A 19,418-nucleotide genomic window follows, 5' to 3' on the forward strand; every position below is an offset into this window, starting at 1 on the left:
CGAGCAATTGCAGCTGCAACTGCGGCTTTTTTCGGATCGTCGGTTTGCTCGGCAGGTGCGTCAGCTTCTTCCGCTTCGGTTGAGTCTGCTTGCTTCGCTTTGCGCGCTTTGGCTCGAGCAATTGCAGCTGCAACTGCGGCTTTTTTCGGATCGTCGGTTTGCTCGGCAGGTGCGTCAGCTTCTTCCGCTTCAGTTGAGTCTGCTTGCTTCGCTTTTCGTGCTTTGGCACGTGCAATCGCAGCAGCCACGGCGGCTTTTTTCGGATCGTCGGTTTGCTCAGTAGGTGCTTCAGCTTCTTCCGCTTCAGTTGAGTCTGCTTGCTTCGCTTTACGTGCTTTGGCACGTGCAATGGCAGCAGCAACCGCGGCTTTCTTCGGATCGCTGTCTTGCTGTGCAGACGTTTCCGATTCTACAGATTCAGTTGAATCTTCTTGTTGTGCTTTTTTCGCTTTAGCTCGGGCGATGGCGGCCGCAACTGCCGATTTTTTATCATCAGCGTTATTGTCTGGCGTTTCGCCTTGTTCTTTTTGCGCTTTACGTTCGCGAGCAAGACGTTTGCGTTCTTCGCGCAGTTTTGCCATTTCTGAGTTATCAGGTTCACTAGAGCCTGCTTTAGCTGCTGCAGCTTGTTTCGCCTTCGCTTTGGCAATGGCTGCCGCTACGGCGGGTTTTACTGCTGGCTCTGCTTTTTCTGTGGTTTCTGTCTTTTGAGCTTTCACTCGTGCGATCGCTGCTGCTATCGCATCATCGCTACCAGAAGACTTCATCTCTTTTCGGCGTTGATCGGCAGCTTTCTTGAAGCGATTTTCACGTTCTGCTTTTTCGCGTTCCATACGCGCTTTTTTCTCTTCAAAACGCAGTTTTGCTCGCTCTGCAGCTTCCGCTTCTTGTGTTCTAGTTCGAATTTCTGCTTTCGCTTGGCGGTAGTACTGTACGAGCGGAATTTCACTTGGACATACAAACGCACAAGCGCCGCACTCGATACAATCCTTTAAGTTTAATTCTTCGAGTTTGTCATACTCTTCAGCTTTCGCATGCCATTGCAGTTGTTGAGGCAGCAGCGAAGCAGGGCATGCTTCGGCACATTGGCTACAGCGAATACATTCCATCTCATACTGGTGCGGAGAGATCTCACGACGAGTCGGAGCAAGGATACAGTTTGCTGTCTTGGTAATCGGCACTTGGGAGTGAGGAAGGGTAAAGCCCATCATTGGCCCACCCATAATTAAACGCTGTAACTTCTTATCTGCTTTATAGCCAAACTCATCCAACAGTGCTTGTACTGGTGTCCCTAATAATGCCCAAACGTTGCGTGGTTGTTTGAAGGTTTTACCAGTGAGAGTCACGATGCGTTTTATCATCGGCTCACCGTCGATGACTGCGCGTTTTATAGCGTAAAGAGAACCAACATTCTGAACCAAAATACCAATATCGGCTGGAATCGCGCCACTTGGCACTTCTTTATTGGTTAAAATTTTGATCAGCTGTTTTTCACCGCCAGAAGGGTATTTAGTTGGGATAACGCGAATAACGATATCTTTGTTTATAGCCGCAGCTTCTAGCGCTTTGATTGCTTCTGGTTTGTTGTCTTCAATGCCAATAATCGTGAGCTTTGGTGTCAGGATATGTTCGACAATTTCGATACCTTGAATAAGCTCTTCGGCATGTTCTTGCATGAGCTTGTCATCAGACGTGATGTATGGCTCGCACTCTGCTGCATTAACGATAAGAATCTCGGTACGAGCAAAACCTGATTGGATTTTTTTTGCAGTAGGGAAGCCTGCGCCACCCATACCAGAAATACCAGCGAGACGAATAACATCAATCAGTGCGTCAGGGGTTTCTTGTTGGTAATCTGCGACGGGGTTTCTTTCACACCATGCATCGTTACCATCAGGCGTGATGACAGCGCACAATTCACTTAACCCAGAAGGGTGCGCGACAGTTCGTGGCTCAATCGCGGTGAGCGTACCTGATGTTGGAGCATGCACTGGAACCGTAAAGCCGGTCTCCGATTGCGTTAATGGCTGACCTTTTAATACGTAGTCACCTTCGGCAACCAGTAGGTTACCCGCTTTACCAATGTGCTGTTTTAGCGGCAATACAATTTCTGACGGGATAGCCGCATGAGCGAGTTCAGTTTTGTTGGACTGCTTTTTATTTTCTGCCGGATGCACACCACCTGGGAAATCCCAAAGCGCGCCTGTACGAATTTGTTCAATCAAAGACAACATGTGAAACCTTACTTAATTGAATCTTTCACGTTCGCTGCATTGTCGGCAGCATCCGTAATGTTAAGTACCGGAATGGAGTGAAGTTGCCACTTCCAGCTTTCTGTGGTCGTTGCCACAGGAATCATTTCAATACAATCAGTCGGACATGGGGCAACACACAAGTCACAGCCCGTACATTCGTCTTTGATTACGGTATGGACCGCCTTTGTTCCGCCTACAATTGCATCCACCGGACACGCCTGAATACACTTAGTGCAGCCAATACACATGTCTTCATGAATAAACGCAACGGTTGGAATTTTGCTGTCGAGATCGTGCGCAGATTCCTCTGGCTCAACACCCATTAAGTCGGCGAGCTTTTCGATTGTTGCCTGACCACCAGGTGGACATTTGTTTATGTGGTCGCCATTTGCAATTGCTTCAGCATAAGGGCGGCAACCAGGGTAGCCACATTGACCGCATTGAGTTTGCGGTAAAATGGCGTCGATTTGATCCACAATAGGGTCCGCTTCAACTTTAAAGCGAATAGAAGCAAAACCAAGTATCGCGCCGAAAATCGCAGCCAGAACCGCTAACGCGATAATCGCAATTAAAATCGTACTCATCGCTTACTTCACCAAACCTGTAAAGCCCATAAAGGCGAGTGACATTAAACCTGCTGTAATCATTGCTATTGATGCACCTTTAAAAGGTACAGGAACGTCGGCGGCGGCTATGCGCTCTCGCATGGATGCAAAAAGTATCAACACCAATGAGAAACCAACAGCGGCGCCGAAGCCGTAGATGATCGATTCAATAAAGTTATGGTTTTCATTAATGTTAAGAAGTGCCACGCCCAATACTGCGCAGTTTGTTGTGATCAGCGGTAAGAAAATGCCAAGCAAGCGATAAAGCGTCGGGCTGGTTTTGTGCACAACCATTTCGGTGAACTGCACCACAACGGCTATCACCAAAATAAAGCTCATGGTTCGAAGGTACTCAATACCTAGTGGACGAAGGATGTAGCTTTCCACTAAATACGCACACACTGACGCGAGCGTTAGCACAAAAGTTGTCGCTAAGCCCATACCTATTGCTGTTTCCAGTTTTTTGGACACACCCATGAAAGGACATAGGCCCAAAAACTTCACCAGTACAAAGTTGTTCACCAGCACAGTGCCGACCAACAACAAAACATATTCGGTCATAGTTATTACGTTCTTAAAATCCGATCTTGATATTATCGTGTTTTGTGACACCAATAACAACCAGTGAACGATGTGGTTTTACATACACGATGGAAAAATAGTCGTCTAATTGATGTATTTTGATGAATCAATAAGAAATTGAATCGTTTGCTGAATGTATTGTTAGCGAGAGGATACTACCTATTAATTTTCATCTAATGTGTGATTTTAAAAAAAGCCCGCCTCTCCCAGGTAGAAAAGAGAAGCGGGCAATGCATATTTACAAGCTAATTATTTAAATCTTCTGAGTGCTTGATGGACTATGTTTATATCTTACTTGTGAAAGTACGAGTGATGACGTCTTGCTGTTGCTCTGTCGTTAGAGAGTTAAAACGTACCGCATAACCAGACACTCGAATCGTCAACTGAGGGTATTTCTCTGGATGTTCAACCGCATCCAATAACATCTCTCGGTCTAGAACGTTGACGTTAAGGTGTTGACCACCTTCAATCGCAATGCCCTCGTTGCTTGCTTCGTGATGGAAGTAACCATCCATTAGCGCGGCTAGGTTTTTCTTCTGACTTAATTCATCTTTACCCAATGCGTTCGGCACAATTGAGAAAGTGTAAGAAATACCATCTTTAGCGTAAGCGAACGGTAATTTAGACACCGATGCCAGAGACGCAACTGCCCCTTTTTCATCACGACCGTGCATTGGGTTTGCACCCGGCCCAAAAGGCATACCTGCGCGACGGCCATCAGGTGTATTGCCCGTTTTTTTACCGTAAACCACGTTAGATGTGATTGTTAAAATCGATTGAGTTGGCACTGCTTCGCGGTAGGTGTGCATCTTCTGAATTTTCTTCATGAAGCGCTCAACTAGATCACAAGCGATGTCATCAACACGGGCATCGTTGTTGCCAAATTTTGGATAATCACCTTCGATTTCAAAATCAACGGCGATGCCATCTTCATCACGAACAGGCTTTACCGTTGCGTATTTAATTGCCGCCAAAGAGTCAGCGACAACAGACAGACCTGCAATACCACACGCCATGGTGCGGTGCACGTCGCGATCCATCAATGCCATCAGTGACGCCTCGTAGCTGTAACGGTCATGTGAGTAATGGATGATGTTCAACGCTGTGACGTATTGCGTTGCTAGCCACTCCAACATATTGTCGAAACGAGGCATCAAAGCGTCAAAGTCGAGAATTTCATCTTGAACTTTGTCCACTACCGGACCCACTTGCGCTTTCGATTTTTCATCGATACCACCATTGATGGTGTAAAGCAGTGCTTTTGCAAGGTTGGCACGTGCACCAAAGAATTGCATGTGCTGACCAACAACCTGCGGGCTCACACAACAGGCAATCGCGTAGTCGTCATTGTCGAAATCAGGACGCATTAGATCGTCGTTTTCGTATTGAACCGAAGAGGTATCAATCGACACTTTTGCAGCATATTGTTTGAACGCTTCAGGCAATTGCTCTGACCAAAGAATCGTCATATTTGGTTCAGGAGCAGGGCCCATAGTATGTAGCGTATGTAAGTATCGGAATGTCGTTTTAGATACTAGTGTACGGCCATCAACACCCATACCTGCCATGGCTTCGGTTGCCCAGATTGGGTCGCCAGAAAACAATGAATCGTATTCTGGTGTGCGTAGGAAGCGAACCATGCGTAGCTTCATGATGAAGTGGTCAATCATTTCTTGCGCTTGTGATTCATCAATCAAACCGTTTGCGATATCGCGCTCTAGATAGACGTCTAGGAAAGTCGAAGTACGGCCCAGTGACATTGCTGCGCCGTTTTGCGATTTAACCGCCGCTAGGTAGCCAAAGTAGGTAAATTGGATCGCTTCTTGTGCAGTTTTTGCAGGTAGCGACATATCAATGCCGTATTTCAGACCCATTTGACGAATGTCTTCAAGCGCTTGAACTTGATCGGCTATTTCTTCGCGAAGACGAAGTGTTTTCTCAAGATCGTTGCCTTGTTCTAAGAACGTTTGTGTTGAATTGTATTGTTCTTTTTTGTCTGCTTTTAAGAAGTCGATACCGTATAGGGCGAGACGGCGATAGTCACCAATAATACGACCACGGCCATAGGCATCAGGAAGACCCGTAATGATGCCGGATTTACGACACGCTAGGATTTCTTTGGTGTAAAGGTCGAAACACGCTTTGTTGTGAGTTTTACGGTATTCAGTGAAGATTTTTTCAACCGTTGGATCCAGCTAGCGGCCATAAACTTCGCAAGAGTTTTTGACCATGCGAATCCCGCCATTGGCGATGATTGCACGTTTTAGCGGTTGATCAGTTTGTAAGCCAACGATCTTTTCCAGCTCTTTGTTGATGTAGCCTGCATCGTGGGAAGTGATTGTTGAGGGCAAGTCTGTGTCAAAATCAATAGGGGCGTGTGTGCGGCTTTCTTGTTTTATGCCTTCAAGCACTTGGTTCCATAATGCTGAAGTGGATTCGCTAACCTCGGCTAAGAAAGACTCGTCTCCCTCATAGGGTGTATAGTTTTTTTGGATGAAGTCACGAGTGTTGACAGAGTTTTGCCATTCACCAGCAGTAAATCCAGCCCATGCATCTAGCATGTCAGTTGTCGGAATAGTCATAAGTAAATCCCTAAGTTATTGATAATTAGAATGGAGGCGACGAGTAGGACGGAACCATTCTTAACCCTTTTAATCGTATGGATTTATTTGGTATGAGTAAAATGAATGCTTTTCATTTTTTCAATGATTAAATTGCATTAATAATAGATTCAATTGGTTATGATTGTTTTTTGCTAGAAAAGAGACAGAATTAAATGTGTGGTGCTGTGAGAACACTATCTATGACAATGTTATGAGTTCTGTAATTTGAACTTATTTCGGTGTGATTTTATGACGCCTAGATTGGCTTAGATTTCATGGCGATTAAGATACAAAAAAAGCCGTGTCTTGCGACACGGCTTTTCTCTAATCTGGCTCCTCCTGCTGGGCTCGAACCAGCGACCTGCGGATTAACAGTCCGTCGCTCTACCAACTGAGCTAAGGAGGAATTGCTTTGCTTCAAAGCGGGACGAATCTTACCGAGCACTCAAACTACTGTCAACAGTAAAAAAATACATTTTTAGCAAAAAATATTGAGTTAAGGGCTTTACTTTTCTGTATGGCTTGCCAGTAAAGGCTCGAGGTTAGTTATCCACTAAATTTGTGGATAAGTATGTTGATGAGATCTGGGTAAAGAAAATTGATATGCAACTAAGTTTTTATTTAATGAATCTTTAGTCAGAGTTATGCGTAAAATAAGCAAATAAAACAGAGATTTATCGATGTTAATCAAAAGGTATTCAAAGTGGATAAAAATCAATCTTTTGGGGATAAGAAAGTTTTAAGCTAATTTTTGGGGAAAAGTTGTGGAAACTATAATGTGAAGAATGTGTGTAGCTCTTCAACTAGGGCGAAGTACTATATCAGAGTCACTTTTGTATGGCTATAGCATTCTAGACAAACAAGAAAATTTATTAACAATGATGGTTAAATTCTCGATAGACGTAGATTTCATTAGCTAAGGTGTATATATATACAGCCAAAGCGCAGTAAAATTGAGGAAGGGTATGAGTAAAGTCTATGAATTGGTCTCCGATTATCAGCCGTCGGGCGATCAACCAGGAGCGATCAATCAGTTGCTTGAGGGGCTCGATGCTGGGCTAGCACATCAAACCTTGTTGGGGGTCACAGGCTCAGGTAAAACCTTCACACTAGCGAATGTGATTGCTCAAGCCCAACGACCTGCAATATTACTTGCGCCAAACAAAACGCTTGCTGCTCAGTTATATGGTGAGATGAAGTCATTCTTTCCTAATAATGCGGTTGAGTATTTTGTTTCTTACTACGATTACTACCAACCTGAAGCGTACGTTCCGACCACGGATACCTTTATAGAGAAAGACGCTTCAGTTAACGCGCATATAGAACAAATGCGTTTGTCTGCTACAAAAGCACTACTAGAACGTAAAGATGCCATTATTGTTGCATCGGTATCGGCTATCTATGGCTTGGGTGATCCTGAATCGTATCTACAAATGATGCTGCACCTACGTCGCGGTGATGTGATTGACCAGCGCGATATGCTACGCCGTCTTGCAGAGCTGCAATACTCACGCAATGACGTTGCATTTGAGCGTGGCCAATTCCGTGTTCGAGGTGAAGTGATTGACATCTTCCCAGCCGAATCAGACCAAGACGCTGTGCGCGTTGAGATGTTTGACGATGAGGTGGATTGCATCAGTGTGTTCGACCCATTGACAGGCGTGGTCAAACAACGAGACTTGCCGCGCTATACCATCTATCCCAAGACGCACTATGTCACGCCAAGAGATCGCATTCTTGAAGCGATTGAAAATATTAAAGTCGAACTAGAAGTGCGCAAAAAGCAGCTTCTAGATAACAACAAGCTACTGGAAGAGCAGCGAATTAGCCAGCGCACTCAATTCGATATCGAAATGATGAATGAGTTGGGCTTTTGCTCCGGTATCGAAAACTATTCTCGTTATCTCAGTGGACGCTCGGAAGGTGAGCCGCCACCAACCCTGTTTGACTACTTACCTCATGATGGCTTGTTGATCATCGATGAATCTCACGTGACAGTACCGCAGATAGGTGCCATGTATAAAGGTGACCGTTCGCGTAAAGAAACGCTGGTGGAGTTTGGTTTCCGGTTACCTTCAGCTTTGGATAATCGTCCACTGAAGTTTGAGGAGTTTGAAGCACTAGCGCCACAAACGATTTTCGTCTCTGCTACGCCCGGAAATTACGAACTAGAAAAATCGGCGGGTGATGTGGCGGATCAAGTCGTTCGTCCAACAGGCTTGCTTGACCCTGAGTTGGAAGTTCGCCCAGTAGCGACCCAAGTCGACGACCTATTGTCTGAGATCCGTATTCGCGCTGCTAAAGATGAACGAGTTCTGGTTACAACACTGACCAAACGAATGGCTGAAGATCTCACCGAATACCTTCACGAACATGATGTTAAGGTACGTTATTTACACTCAGACATTGATACTGTTGAGCGTGTGGAAATTATCCGTGACCTTCGTCTTGGGGAATTTGACGTGCTGGTGGGAATAAACTTATTGAGAGAGGGCCTGGATATGCCAGAGGTCTCGTTAGTTGCAATTTTGGATGCGGATAAAGAGGGCTTCTTGCGGTCTGAACGCTCACTCATTCAGACCATTGGTCGTGCTGCACGAAACATCGAAGGTAAGGCGATTTTATACGCTGACCGAATCACCAACTCAATGAAAAAGGCGATGGATGAAACTAACCGTCGTCGCGAGAAGCAGGAAGCGTACAACGAAGAAATGGGTATTTCGCCACAAGCGCTCAAACGAAATATCAAAGACATCATGGAACTTGGCGATATCACTAAGTCTAAACGCCAGCGTAACACTAAACAGGTACCATTATCGAAAGTGGCGGAGCCTTCGCAAACTTACGAGGCACTGTCCCCTCAGCAGCTAGAAAAAGAAATCAGTCGACTGGAGGCAGCGATGTATCAGCATGCGCAAGATTTAGAATTTGAGTTAGCGGCACAAAAGCGTGACGAGATTGAAAAACTACGAGCGCAGTTCATCGCAAATAGTTGAACAAACTTACCGATTTAACTATCCAAGCATTTTAGGTCGCTTGTAAAAAAAGAAGCCAATAGGCAGTCGGGTCTATTGGCTTGTTTTGTGAACATATCGTTCACTAACAACGTCAGTTGGCTAGGTGACCCGAGGGGTCACTATTGTTACAGCATGGTTTGTGCCACTTTTTAAATAATTGATATTATTTTTGAATTTTTTCCTTTGCCCATAATTTAGCTAATGTTATTTGCAAAATGCAAAGCGTAATGCGATTATTGTTTAAAACACAACAAAATAATAGCTAGGTTATGCAACAAAAACCCGAAGGCCCAAAGTCTCGTTACCTTTTAATGGTCGAGGACACCGCATCTGTTGCGGCTCTGTACCGCTCATACCTGACACCGCTTGGCATAGATATCAATATTGTCGGCACAGGTAGGGATGCCATTGAGAGCCTAAATCATCGAATTCCAGATCTTATTTTACTCGATCTCCGTCTGCCAGATATGACGGGGATGGACGTTTTACATGCCGTTAAAAAGAGTCATCCCGACGTACCTATAATCTTTATGACAGCGCATGGTTCTATCGATACCGCTGTCGAGGCCATGCGTCATGGCTCACAAGACTTTCTAATTAAACCGTGTGAAGCAGACAGTTTACGTGTCACGGTTAACAATGCAATTCGTAAAGCGACCAAGCTAAAAAATGAAGCCGATAATCCAGGCAATCAGAGCTATCAGGGGTTTATCGGCAGTAGCCAAACCATGCAGCAGGTTTACCGTACGATAGATTCAGCGGCGAGCAGTAAAGCGAGTATTTTTATCACAGGTGAAAGTGGTACTGGTAAAGAGGTATGTGCTGAGGCTATTCACGCAGCAAGTAAACGTGGTGACAAACCTTTTATTGCAATTAACTGTGCTGCAATTCCAAAAGATTTGATTGAGAGTGAACTGTTTGGTCACGTAAAAGGGGCCTTTACTGGCGCTGCGAATGATCGTCAAGGGGCAGCTGAGTTAGCGGATGGCGGCACACTTTTTCTAGATGAGCTTTGTGAGATGGACTTGGATTTACAAACCAAGTTGCTACGATTTATTCAAACGGGCACATTCCAAAAAGTGGGTTCCTCAAAAATGAAGAGCGTGGATGTGCGCTTTGTTTGTGCCACTAACCGTGATCCCTGGAAAGAGGTACAAGAAGGTCGATTCCGTGAAGATTTGTACTATCGTTTGTATGTCATTCCTTTGCATTTACCGCCTTTACGCGAACGAGGCGAAGATGTTATTGAAATTGCATACTCACTGCTAGGTTACATGTCACACGAAGAAGGAAAAAGCTTCATACGTTTTGCGCCTGATGTCATCGAGCGATTCAACAGCTATGAGTGGCCGGGTAACGTTCGTCAGTTACAAAACGTGCTACGCAATATCGTTGTTCTAAACAACGGTAAAGAGATTACGTTGGACATGTTACCGCCACCGTTGAATCAACCGCTTGACCGTCCGTCGTCTGTGGCTAAATTAATTGAGCCGAAAGCGATGACCGCATCTGAGATTATGCCATTATGGATGACGGAAAAAATGGCAATCGAGCAAGCGATTGAAGCATGTGATGGCAATATTCCTCGAGCGGCGGGATACCTTGATGTCAGTCCGTCGACGATTTACCGCAAGTTACAGGCATGGAACGGCAAGGAAGAGCGGCAAAAAGTATGAGTGTAAATGTATTAAATCAGCAAAAAATAGATGAACTGTCGATGGAAATTGGCAGTGACAACGTACCTGTACTGTTCGATATCTTCCTAGGAGAAATGGATACCTATATCGAGAACTTATCCCAACTGCAGGGGGCAGAGCGATTAGCTTACTCAAAAGAAATCAGCCACGCGTTGAAAAGTAGTGCTGCGAGCTTTGGGGCAGATCGCCTTTGTGAACTGGCGATGTCCATAGACAAAAAAGCGAAAGCCGGTGAGTTGACTGCGGAGTCTGAGGAGTTAGAGGTTATGTTCGATCTTTTGCACGAAACTCGAGATGCTTATCGCTCTTGGCGACAGTAACTATTTATTCCTATTAACCATTTTTTCTTAGTAAACATCTGTTCTTACTGGATGCCTGAACTAAAACCCTTCGATGACAGAAGGGTTTTCATTATCAATAAACACCTTAAAAGAGGGCGCTAGCCAGGTAACGTGCTCTTAAATAGAAAGTTGTAGCTGATTTTCAATCGCTAGTTTGAGCTTGTTTCTATCGTGACGCCAGTCTCGGTTAGAGGAGGCGAGTGACTCCGTCACTACATTCCATTGACTTAAGACGTCTTGCTCGGTTTTCTCTGCTAGAACCACGTCTATTTTTCTTCCTTGACAGGCACGTTCACACCATTCTAATTTTTGAGCCATCGTCATACGTCCCGCTGGGCCGTATTCTGGACTCAGGTTAGCAACAAAAATGACTTTTGCTTTTGTGTTTGCTGCAATCGCTTTGCCGAGTTCAGGCAGCAATAAAGGAGGCATGATACTAGTTAAAAAACTGCCAGGGCCAAGAATAATCGCGTCCGCTTCCGCCAAAGCTGTGATGGCTTCTTTGGTAGCAGGCACTTCTGGTGAAAGATCCAAACGTCGCAAGTCTGCTTTCATTTCGTCGACATTTGTTTCTCCCGTAACCCACTTCCCATCTACGGATAACGCGGAAAGATCCGAAGGGTGTTCGGACATAGGAAGGATGTTAACGTCGACTTTTAACATATTGCGAATCAGATTAATGGCATCTAAAGGTCTGACCGATAAGTTATCGAGTGCAGTAAGCATCAAATTACCAAGATTATGACCATCAAGTTCGCCAGTGCCTTTGAAGCGATATTCAAACATCATAGAACTGATCGAAGGCTCTGTAATGAGCTGATTAATACAGTTACGTGTGTCTCCCCAAGCGATTCCTCCTTGGCAGTGACGAATTCTTCCTGTTGAACCACCATTGTCAGTCGTGGCAACAATCCCAGTTGCATTGCTGCCAAAATCTCGTAATGCGGCCAGCATTCGACCTAAGCCATGACCACCGCCAACAGCGACCACTTTTTTATCTGTGTAGATATTCATTATGTTCTTCTAATAATCTAATAAAAAACGGCTACAATTTATCTTAAGGAGTGTCTTAAAGGTACTCACTTAGCGGTAAATTGTGTCTCTAGAGAGTTTTTTATCACTCAAGTCTGGATTCCATTACAAATATTAAGTATTTTACACCGCAAAGCTATCAGAGATTTCATATCTCTGGTTGCCATAACTCCGAGCTCACTATTGCTAAGTCCTTGGATAAGCGTTTTGAGCCAGTGGCATACTGTCACAAGGGCATGATTGGAAATGGCCATGCCTCCCGTGTTTGGAAAGGTGTTCCGTGGCGCAACAATTCGAAGACAAATTTCATCGTAAGTTTTATTACTTGCGTCTGTCTGTGACCGACGTATGTAATTTCAAATGTACCTATTGCCTTCCTGATGGCTATAAGCCTTCGGGCAATAAAAACTCGTCTTTTTTATCTCTCCCTGAAATCAAACGGGTCGTAAAAGCATTCGCTGATTGTGGCACGTCAAAAGTGCGCATCACTGGTGGTGAGCCTAGCTTACGCAAAGATTTTACCGACATTATCCATTCAGTAGCGGCGACGCCTGGCATTCAAAAAGTTGCAACGACAACCAATGGCTATCGCATGGCAAAACAAGTCGCAGATTGGCGTGAAGCGGGTTTAACCCACATTAATGTCAGTGTGGATAGCCTTGACCCGCGTATGTTTCATCAAATCACAGGTGAAAATAAGTTTACTGAAGTCATGAATGGTATCGAACGTGCGTTCGAGGTCGGTTATGAGCAAGTAAAAGTTAATGTGGTGTTGATGAAAGATCTGAACCATCACGAGCTGCCAGCGTTTCTTAACTGGATAAAAGATCGTCCAATCCAACTGCGTTTCATTGAGTTGATGCAAACGGGTGAGATGGATGAGCTATTTAATAAGCACCATGTATCCGGAGTGGCAATTCGTAACCAGCTAATTGCAAATGGTTGGTTGCTGAAAGTGCGCTCGCATAATGATGGTCCTGCGCAAGTATTTGTTCATCCTGATTACAAGGGTGAAATAGGTCTTATCATGCCTTATGAAAAAGACTTTTGTGAAAGCTGCAACCGACTGCGCGTTTCGGCGATGGGTAAGCTGCACCTATGTCTGTTTGGAGACCACGGTGTAGAATTGCGTGATCTTTTGGAACGTGATGAGCAAGAGAGTGAGCTTATTGAACGTATCCAGGCGCAGTTACAAACCAAGTCGGTAAGCCATTTCTTGCATGATGGCAATACTGGTATGACGCCACACCTCGCGTCTATCGGCGGCTAACTTCATTCAATTTTTAGAGCGAGTTCACTGATAAGCTGGCTCTAACTTTTTCCGAATCGATACCAAGCGTATCAAAGCTAATTAAGAGAATAGGTGAACAAATGGGTCACGCTGAAAGCAAATTCCAACCTGCAAATATTGCCGTTCTAACGGTATCTGACACTCGTACTGAAGAAAACGATACCTCTGGTCGTTACCTTGCTGAACATGCTCAAGAAGCGGGTCACAACGTAGTAGACAAGCAAATTGTTATTGATGACATGTACAAGATCCGCGCGATTGTTTCTCAATGGATTGCTGATGAAAGCGTACAAGCGATCATGATTACTGGCGGTACAGGTTTCACCTCACGTGATAGCACGCCAGAAGCACTTAAGCCTCTATTTGATAAAGAAGTTGAAGGTTTTGGTGAGTTGTTCCGTATGGTGTCGTACGAAGAGATCGGTACGTCTACGATTCAGTCTCGTGCGATTGCTGGTTTTGCTAACCACACCGTGATCTTCGCAATGCCAGGTTCAACTGGTGCGTGCCGCACAGGCTGGACAAAAATTATTAAACAGCAGTTGGATGCAAGTCATCGCCCTTGTAACTTCATGCCACACCTATCTGTATAACCTTTCCTAAAAGCGAAGGAAAAACAATGACCCAATTTACACATATCAATGCTTCTGGCGAAGCAAACATGGTTGACGTGTCAGCAAAAACGGAGACGGTTCGTGAAGCTCGTGCTGAAGCATTTGTTCACATGGCCCCAGAAACACTTCAACTGATTGTCTCTGGCCAGCACCACAAAGGTGATGTATTTGCGACGGCTCGTATTGCTGGTATTCAAGCTGCGAAGAAAACCTGGGATTTGATTCCACTTTGTCATCCGCTACTACTCTCTAAAGTTGAAGTTCAACTGGAAGCTATCGAAGCAGAAAACAAAGTTCGCATCGAATCAGTATGTAAACTTGCGGGTAAAACTGGTGTGGAAATGGAAGCGCTCACGGCAGCTTCCGTTGCTGCTCTAACGATTTACGATATGTGTAAAGCAGTACAAAAAGACATGGTCATTGGTCAAGTTCGTCTACTAGAGAAAACGGGTGGTAAATCTGGTCACTTTAAGGTGGAATCATGATTAAAGTACTTTTCTTTGCTCAAACTCGCGAGCTGATTGGCATCGACAGTGTCGAGTTAGACGGGCCGTTTGAAACGGTTGAATCCATTCGTGCACATCTAGTGGAAGAAGGCACTAAGAAAGATGGCAAGTGGGATTTAGCGCTCGAGCCAGGAAAGCTACTTGCTGCAGTGAACCAATCCATCGTCCCTCTGGATACACAAGTAAAAGCAGGTGACGAAGTTGCGTTTTTCCCGCCGGTAACTGGGGGTTAAGATGGATTCTCGTGTTTCTGTACAAATTGAAGACTTTTCGGTTGAGCAAGAATATCAACGTCTATCTGAAGGGACGGCTGCCGGCGCTGTCGTTACATTCGTTGGTAAAGTTCGAGATATGAACCTTGGGGATAATGTCATTGGTTTACATCTAGAGCACTATCCGGGGATGACAGAGAAGAGCTTGAGCGACATTTGCGATCAAGCTGAGTCTCGCTGGCCACTATTAGGTGTACGCGTGGTTCATCGTGTCGGAGACATGGATAGCGGTGATCAAATTGTATTTGTGGGCGTTTCCAGTGCGCACCGCGGCGCGGCATTTGATGCGTGCGAGTTCATCATGGATTATCTGAAAACCCAAGCTCCATTTTGGAAAAAAGAGCGTACGACGAATGAAGATCGTTGGGTTGAGTCGCGCGACACCGATCATCAAGCTGCACAGCGTTGGGAAAAATAGAACTAACCCGCATTCTAGTGAAAAAAGCTAAGTGCTAATGGTACTTAGCTTTTTTTGTATTTATCTTCATTGTATTGCTCACTTTGTTTCAATATTTCCTATCTTTTGTCTGGTGATATTCTTCACAATAAAAGTTTTTTGCCCAATATATAAACAATTATTTGTTAGACTTGATTTGTCATAAATGTTAAATGATGTGTAAATATCTAGCATAAGATGCTAGTAAATGGTTTAAACTCAGATTAATCGAAAGTTTCGCCTGTTAAATGTCGCTTCTGGTCTTTATTTGGCTGGTGAATGCTTTGGGGTTGGAGTTTACTGCTAGATATGTGTGGTTTAGTCAGCATTATTGGTTTTTTTGCTACATTTTTATGGCAAATTACTTCAATGATTGCTAATGTGTGCCGCAGTCTTTGTAAGGTTTTAGACTTTTGTGCTCAGAAAGTGCACTAAAAAAATCTAAAACTCTGACCGTTCCAGGCCCTTACAAAGAAGTCATGGATGCTAACGAAAAAATTTGGAGTTTTACGCATGTATAAGAATAAAATCACGCGCGCTTTATTTATTGGTGCTGGTCTTTCTCTCGCTCTAGCTGGTTGTGGTGAAAAGCCTGCGGAGAAACAAGCTGCTGAGCCTGCTCCGGCTCCAGCCCCTGAAGCTAAATCTGATTCTAAAGAGCCAAAACTTGCTGCTGTTCAAGAATTGGTGCGTGGTAACGGTACAGAAGTTGCGACAATAGACCCTCATAAATCTCAAGGTGTTCCAGAATCCCACGTGATTCGCGATCTTCTTGAAGGCCTTGTAAACCAAGATGCGGACGGTAACACTATCCCTGGTGTTGCAGAATCTTGGGAAACTGAAGACAACAAAACATACACTTTCCACTTACGTGAAGACGCAAAATGGTCAAACGGTGATCCTGTCACTGCAGGTGATTTCGTTTACAGCTTCCAACGCGCAGTCGATCCAGCAACCGCCTCTCCATATGCTTGGTACATGGAATACACCAAGATGAAGAACGCAAAAGACATTGTTGCGGGTAAAAAAGATAAGAGCGAGTTAGGTGTTAAAGCGGTTGACGATCACACGTTAGTGGTTGAGTTAGATACTGCAGTACCATATTTTGTAATGATGATGGGCCACACGACAGTGAAACCTGTTCATCAAGCAACTGTTGAAAAGTTCGGCGATCAATGGACGAAGCCAGAGAACTTTGTAGGTAACGGTGCTTATGTTGTTGACAACTGGGTTGTAAACGAGCGTTTGGTTCTAAAACGTAACGAACAGTACTGGGACAACGAAAACACGACGCTTGACCAAGTTACTTTCCTACCAATCGAGAACCAAGTAGCGGAAATGAACCGCTTCCTAGCGGGTGAAATCGACTTCACGAACGAGCTGCCTACAGAGCACTTCAAGCGTCTGAAGAAAGAGCACCCACAAGAAGTGTCTGTAACCGGTAACTTATGTACTTACTACTACATCTTCAATACGAAGAAAAAGCCGTTTGATGATGTTCGTGTGCGTAAAGCGATTTCTTATGCTATTGACCGTAACATTGTGACCGATGCGATTTTAGGTCAAGGTCAAAAGCCAGCTTACTTCCTAACACCTGAAATTACGGCAGGTTTCAACCCAGAAATTCCTGCATACGGCAAAATGACGCAAGAAGAGCGTAACGCAGAAGCTGCGCGTCTATTGGAAGAAGCGGGTTACGGCGCAGACAACCCTCTTGAATTTAACCTTCTATACAATACATCAGAGAACCACAAGAAACTTGCGGTTGCACTGGGTTCAATGTGGAAGAAGACACTTGGTCTAGACGTTACGCTAGAAAACCAAGAGTGGAAAACTTACCTATCTACCAAAGATTCTGGCAACTTTGAGGTTGCTCGTGCAGGTTGGTGTGGCGACTACAACGAAGCTTCATCTTTCCTAACGCTGATGATGAGTAATAACACTACTGGTGGTATTCACTACGACAGCAAAGAGTACGATGCGATCATGAACAAAGCATTTGCTTCAACTTCTGACGAAGAGCGTCAAGCGCTTTACCTAGAAGCAGAGAAGTTGATGGCAAAAGATATGCCAATCGCACCTATCTACCAGTACGTGAAATCACGTCTACTATCACCGAAAGTTGGTGGCTTCCCAGTAAATAACGCGGAAGACAAGATTTACTCTAAAGATCTCTACATCACAGAGTAATTCGTAACTCGATAGAACTATAAAAATGAGGCTCTACATGTGAGAAATTGCATGTAGCGCCTATCTTTAGTCCAAAAGAATTGGACGACTTCTTTAATTTAACTGTCACAGACTGAAAGAGTGAGTTTATGCTTAAATTCATCGCAAAAAGGATATTTGAGGCGATCCCAACAATGTTGGTTTTGATCACCGTATCTTTCTTTCTTATGCGCTTTGCACCGGGAAACCCTTTCTCGACAGAGCGTCCATTGCCACCCGAAGTAATGGCAAATATCGAAGCTAAATATGGCTTGGATAAACCTGTATTTGAACAATACACCACGTATTTGACCAATGTTATCCAAGGTGATTTCGGACCGTCATTTAAATACCTTGATTACTCAGTAAACGAGCTGATCGCGGTTGCCTTACCTGTTTCGGCTAAAGTGGGCTTCATCGCCTTTATCTTTACTTTGATAATGGGGGTTACCGTCGGTACCATTGCTGCGCTCAAGCAAAATACTTGGATTGATTACACCATTATGTCGACTGCGATGCTTGGTGTGGTAATGCCATCCTTTGTATTAGCGCCTGCGCTTATTTACATATTCTCGCTTCACTGGAATATCTTCCCTGCGGGCGGTTGGCAAGATGGTAGCTGGCAGTATTTAGTGCTTCCTGTTATTGGTATGTCGCTACTGTATGTTGCTACCTTTGCTCGTATTACGCGTGGTTCGATGATCGAAACCCTAAACAGTAACTTTATTCGTACGGCACGTGCTAAAGGTTTAAGTTACCGTTATATCATTATCAAACACGCTCTTAAGCCGGCACTTCTCCCTGTTGTTTCTTACATGGGTCCAGCTTTCGTAGGTATCATCACCGGTTCCGTTGTTATCGAAACCATTTTTGGTCTGCCTGGTATTGGTAAACTATTCGTTAACGCTGCGTTTAACCGTGACTACTCGCTAGTAATGGGGGTAACCATTCTGATTGGTTTCCTATTCATTCTATTCAACGCGATTGTAGATATTTTACTTGCAATGATTGACCCGAAAATTCGCTACTAACAGGGACGTTTGGTTATGTTAACGAAAAAAGAAAACCTAGAAGCGATTGAGAAATTCTCCGAAAACTTGGAGATTGAAGGTCGCAGTCTTTGGCAAGATGCTCGTATCCGTTTCATGCGCAACAAAGCGGCGATGGTGAGCTTATTCCTTCTTGTCCTAATGACGTTGGCGGTTATTATCCTGCCAATGATCGCACCGTACACATTTGATGATACTGACTGGTACGCGATGCACGTTGCACCGAATGCTGACCATTGGTTTGGTACTGACAGCTTAGGCCGTGATTTATACGTGCGTACGCTAATTGGAGGTCGTATTTCGTTGATGGTAGGTGTTATGGGTGCATTTGTAGCGGTACTGATTGGTACGCTCTACGGCGCAGCATCTGGTTTCATCGGCGGTAAAGTTGACCGCGTAATGATGCGTATTCTAGAAATTTTATACGCGGTACCGTTTATGTTCCTGGTGATTGTACTGGTAACATTCTTCGGTCGTAACATCATGCTGATCTTCGTTGCGATTGGTGCTATCGCATGGCTAGATATGGCGCGTATCGTACGTGGTCAGACTCTTAGTCTACGTAGCAAGGAGTTTATCGAAGCGGCACATGTGTGTGGTGTAAGCAACTGGAAAATCATTACTCGTCATATCGTACCTAACGTACTGGGTATTGTAGCGGTATACTCTACGCTGCTTATCCCAAGTATGATTCTAACGGAATCATTCCTATCATTCCTTGGTCTTGGTGTTCAGGAACCAATGACAAGTTGGGGCGCTCTTCTACAAGAAGGTGCACAGACAATGGAAGTAGCAATCTGGCAGCTGGCATTCCCAGCAGTGTTCATGGTTGTGACGCTATTCTGCTTCAACTACGTTGGTGACGGCCTGCGCGATGCGCTGGATCCAAAAGACAGATAATTAAAAGATA

The 19,418-nt window shown here is 44.6% G+C and carries 15 protein-coding genes, 1 tRNA gene, 1 pseudogene and 1 riboswitch; of the genes and pseudogenes, 11 read left to right on the forward strand and 6 right to left on the reverse strand.

Annotated elements, in window-relative coordinates; translation table 11 throughout:
• The 5 genes and pseudogenes from rsxC to R7P64_RS10180 form a co-directional block, all read right to left on the reverse strand.
• Positions 1–2,234: electron transport complex subunit RsxC (gene rsxC, locus R7P64_RS10160; RefSeq protein WP_318123454.1), on the reverse strand; the 2,234-nt coding region annotated here is incomplete at its 3' end.
• Positions 2,235–2,242: 8 nt separating this feature from the next.
• On the reverse strand, positions 2,243–2,839 hold the full coding sequence (gene rsxB / locus R7P64_RS10165) for an electron transport complex subunit RsxB (RefSeq protein ID WP_005380760.1): 597 nt from the start codon (positions 2,837–2,839) through the stop codon (positions 2,243–2,245).
• 3 nt (positions 2,840–2,842) lie between these two features.
• Positions 2,843–3,421 (reverse strand): electron transport complex subunit RsxA, encoded by a 579-nt coding sequence (gene rsxA / locus R7P64_RS10170; RefSeq protein ID WP_005380762.1) that lies wholly within the window; start codon positions 3,419–3,421, stop codon positions 2,843–2,845.
• Between the two features lie 305 nt (positions 3,422–3,726).
• Positions 3,727–6,024, reverse strand: a pseudogene (gene pflB, locus R7P64_RS10175) (formate C-acetyltransferase).
• 351 nt (positions 6,025–6,375) lie between these two features.
• A tRNA-Asn gene (locus tag R7P64_RS10180) sits at positions 6,376–6,451 on the reverse strand.
• A gap of 559 nt (positions 6,452–7,010) precedes the next feature.
• Between R7P64_RS10180 and uvrB the strand changes: the two genes are divergently transcribed.
• The 3 genes from uvrB to luxU all read left to right on the forward strand — a co-directional run bounded on the left by uvrB (position 7,011) and on the right by luxU (position 11,079).
• Positions 7,011–9,041, forward strand: coding sequence for an excinuclease ABC subunit UvrB (gene uvrB, locus R7P64_RS10185; protein WP_017636056.1), 2,031 nt, complete (start codon positions 7,011–7,013; stop codon positions 9,039–9,041).
• Positions 9,042–9,331: 290 nt separating this feature from the next.
• Positions 9,332–10,738 carry a quorum-sensing sigma-54 dependent transcriptional regulator LuxO gene (luxO, locus tag R7P64_RS10190; RefSeq protein WP_318123456.1) on the forward strand — a complete coding sequence of 469 codons (1,407 nt, stop codon included), beginning with the start codon at positions 9,332–9,334 and terminating at the stop codon, positions 10,736–10,738.
• Positions 10,735–11,079, forward strand: a complete 345-nt coding sequence (gene luxU / locus R7P64_RS10195; RefSeq protein WP_054576229.1) for a quorum-sensing phosphorelay protein LuxU — start codon at positions 10,735–10,737, stop codon at positions 11,077–11,079. The genes luxO and luxU overlap by 4 nt, the downstream gene beginning before the upstream one ends.
• Positions 11,080–11,217: 138 nt before the next feature.
• Here the strand turns inward: luxU and R7P64_RS10200 are convergent, their stop codons facing one another.
• Entirely contained in the window at positions 11,218–12,114 is an 897-nt protein-coding gene (locus R7P64_RS10200) for a YvcK family protein (RefSeq protein WP_005388931.1), read from the reverse strand.
• Positions 12,115–12,289: 175 nt separating this feature from the next.
• Positions 12,290–12,424, forward strand: a riboswitch (molybdenum cofactor riboswitch).
• Between R7P64_RS10200 and moaA the strand changes: the two genes are divergently transcribed.
• The 8 genes from moaA to oppC all read left to right on the forward strand — a co-directional run bounded on the left by moaA (position 12,413) and on the right by oppC (position 19,408).
• Complete coding sequence (moaA, locus tag R7P64_RS10205) at positions 12,413–13,402, forward strand: GTP 3',8-cyclase MoaA (RefSeq protein WP_017636052.1); 990 nt, start codon at positions 12,413–12,415, stop codon at positions 13,400–13,402. (Overlaps the previous riboswitch by 12 nt.)
• Positions 13,403–13,503: 101 nt before the next feature.
• On the forward strand, positions 13,504–14,016 hold the full coding sequence (gene moaB, locus R7P64_RS10210; protein WP_005388935.1) for a molybdenum cofactor biosynthesis protein B: 513 nt from the start codon (positions 13,504–13,506) through the stop codon (positions 14,014–14,016).
• A 26-nt stretch (positions 14,017–14,042) separates the two neighbouring features.
• Positions 14,043–14,522, forward strand: a complete 480-nt coding sequence (moaC, locus tag R7P64_RS10215; protein ID WP_005380779.1) for a cyclic pyranopterin monophosphate synthase MoaC — start codon at positions 14,043–14,045, stop codon at positions 14,520–14,522.
• Positions 14,519–14,776, forward strand: coding sequence for a molybdopterin synthase sulfur carrier subunit (gene moaD / locus R7P64_RS10220; protein ID WP_005388938.1), 258 nt, complete (start codon positions 14,519–14,521; stop codon positions 14,774–14,776). The genes moaC and moaD overlap by 4 nt, the downstream gene beginning before the upstream one ends.
• A gap of 1 nt (position 14,777) precedes the next feature.
• Positions 14,778–15,233 (forward strand): molybdopterin synthase catalytic subunit MoaE, encoded by a 456-nt coding sequence (moaE, locus tag R7P64_RS10225; RefSeq protein WP_262644293.1) that lies wholly within the window; start codon positions 14,778–14,780, stop codon positions 15,231–15,233.
• 531 nt (positions 15,234–15,764) lie between these two features.
• Positions 15,765–17,441 (forward strand): ABC transporter substrate-binding protein, encoded by a 1,677-nt coding sequence (locus tag R7P64_RS10230; RefSeq protein ID WP_017633862.1) that lies wholly within the window; start codon positions 15,765–15,767, stop codon positions 17,439–17,441.
• Between the two features lie 128 nt (positions 17,442–17,569).
• On the forward strand, positions 17,570–18,490 hold the full coding sequence (gene oppB, locus R7P64_RS10235) for an oligopeptide ABC transporter permease OppB (protein WP_005380786.1): 921 nt from the start codon (positions 17,570–17,572) through the stop codon (positions 18,488–18,490).
• A gap of 15 nt (positions 18,491–18,505) precedes the next feature.
• A complete protein-coding gene (gene oppC / locus R7P64_RS10240) occupies positions 18,506–19,408 on the forward strand; it encodes an oligopeptide ABC transporter permease OppC (RefSeq protein ID WP_017633861.1) in 903 nt (300 codons plus the stop codon).
• Positions 19,409–19,418: the final 10 nt, after the last annotated feature.

This window comes from Vibrio sp. 2304 (assembly GCF_033339475.1).
Classification (GTDB): domain Bacteria; phylum Pseudomonadota; class Gammaproteobacteria; order Enterobacterales; family Vibrionaceae; genus Vibrio; species Vibrio alginolyticus.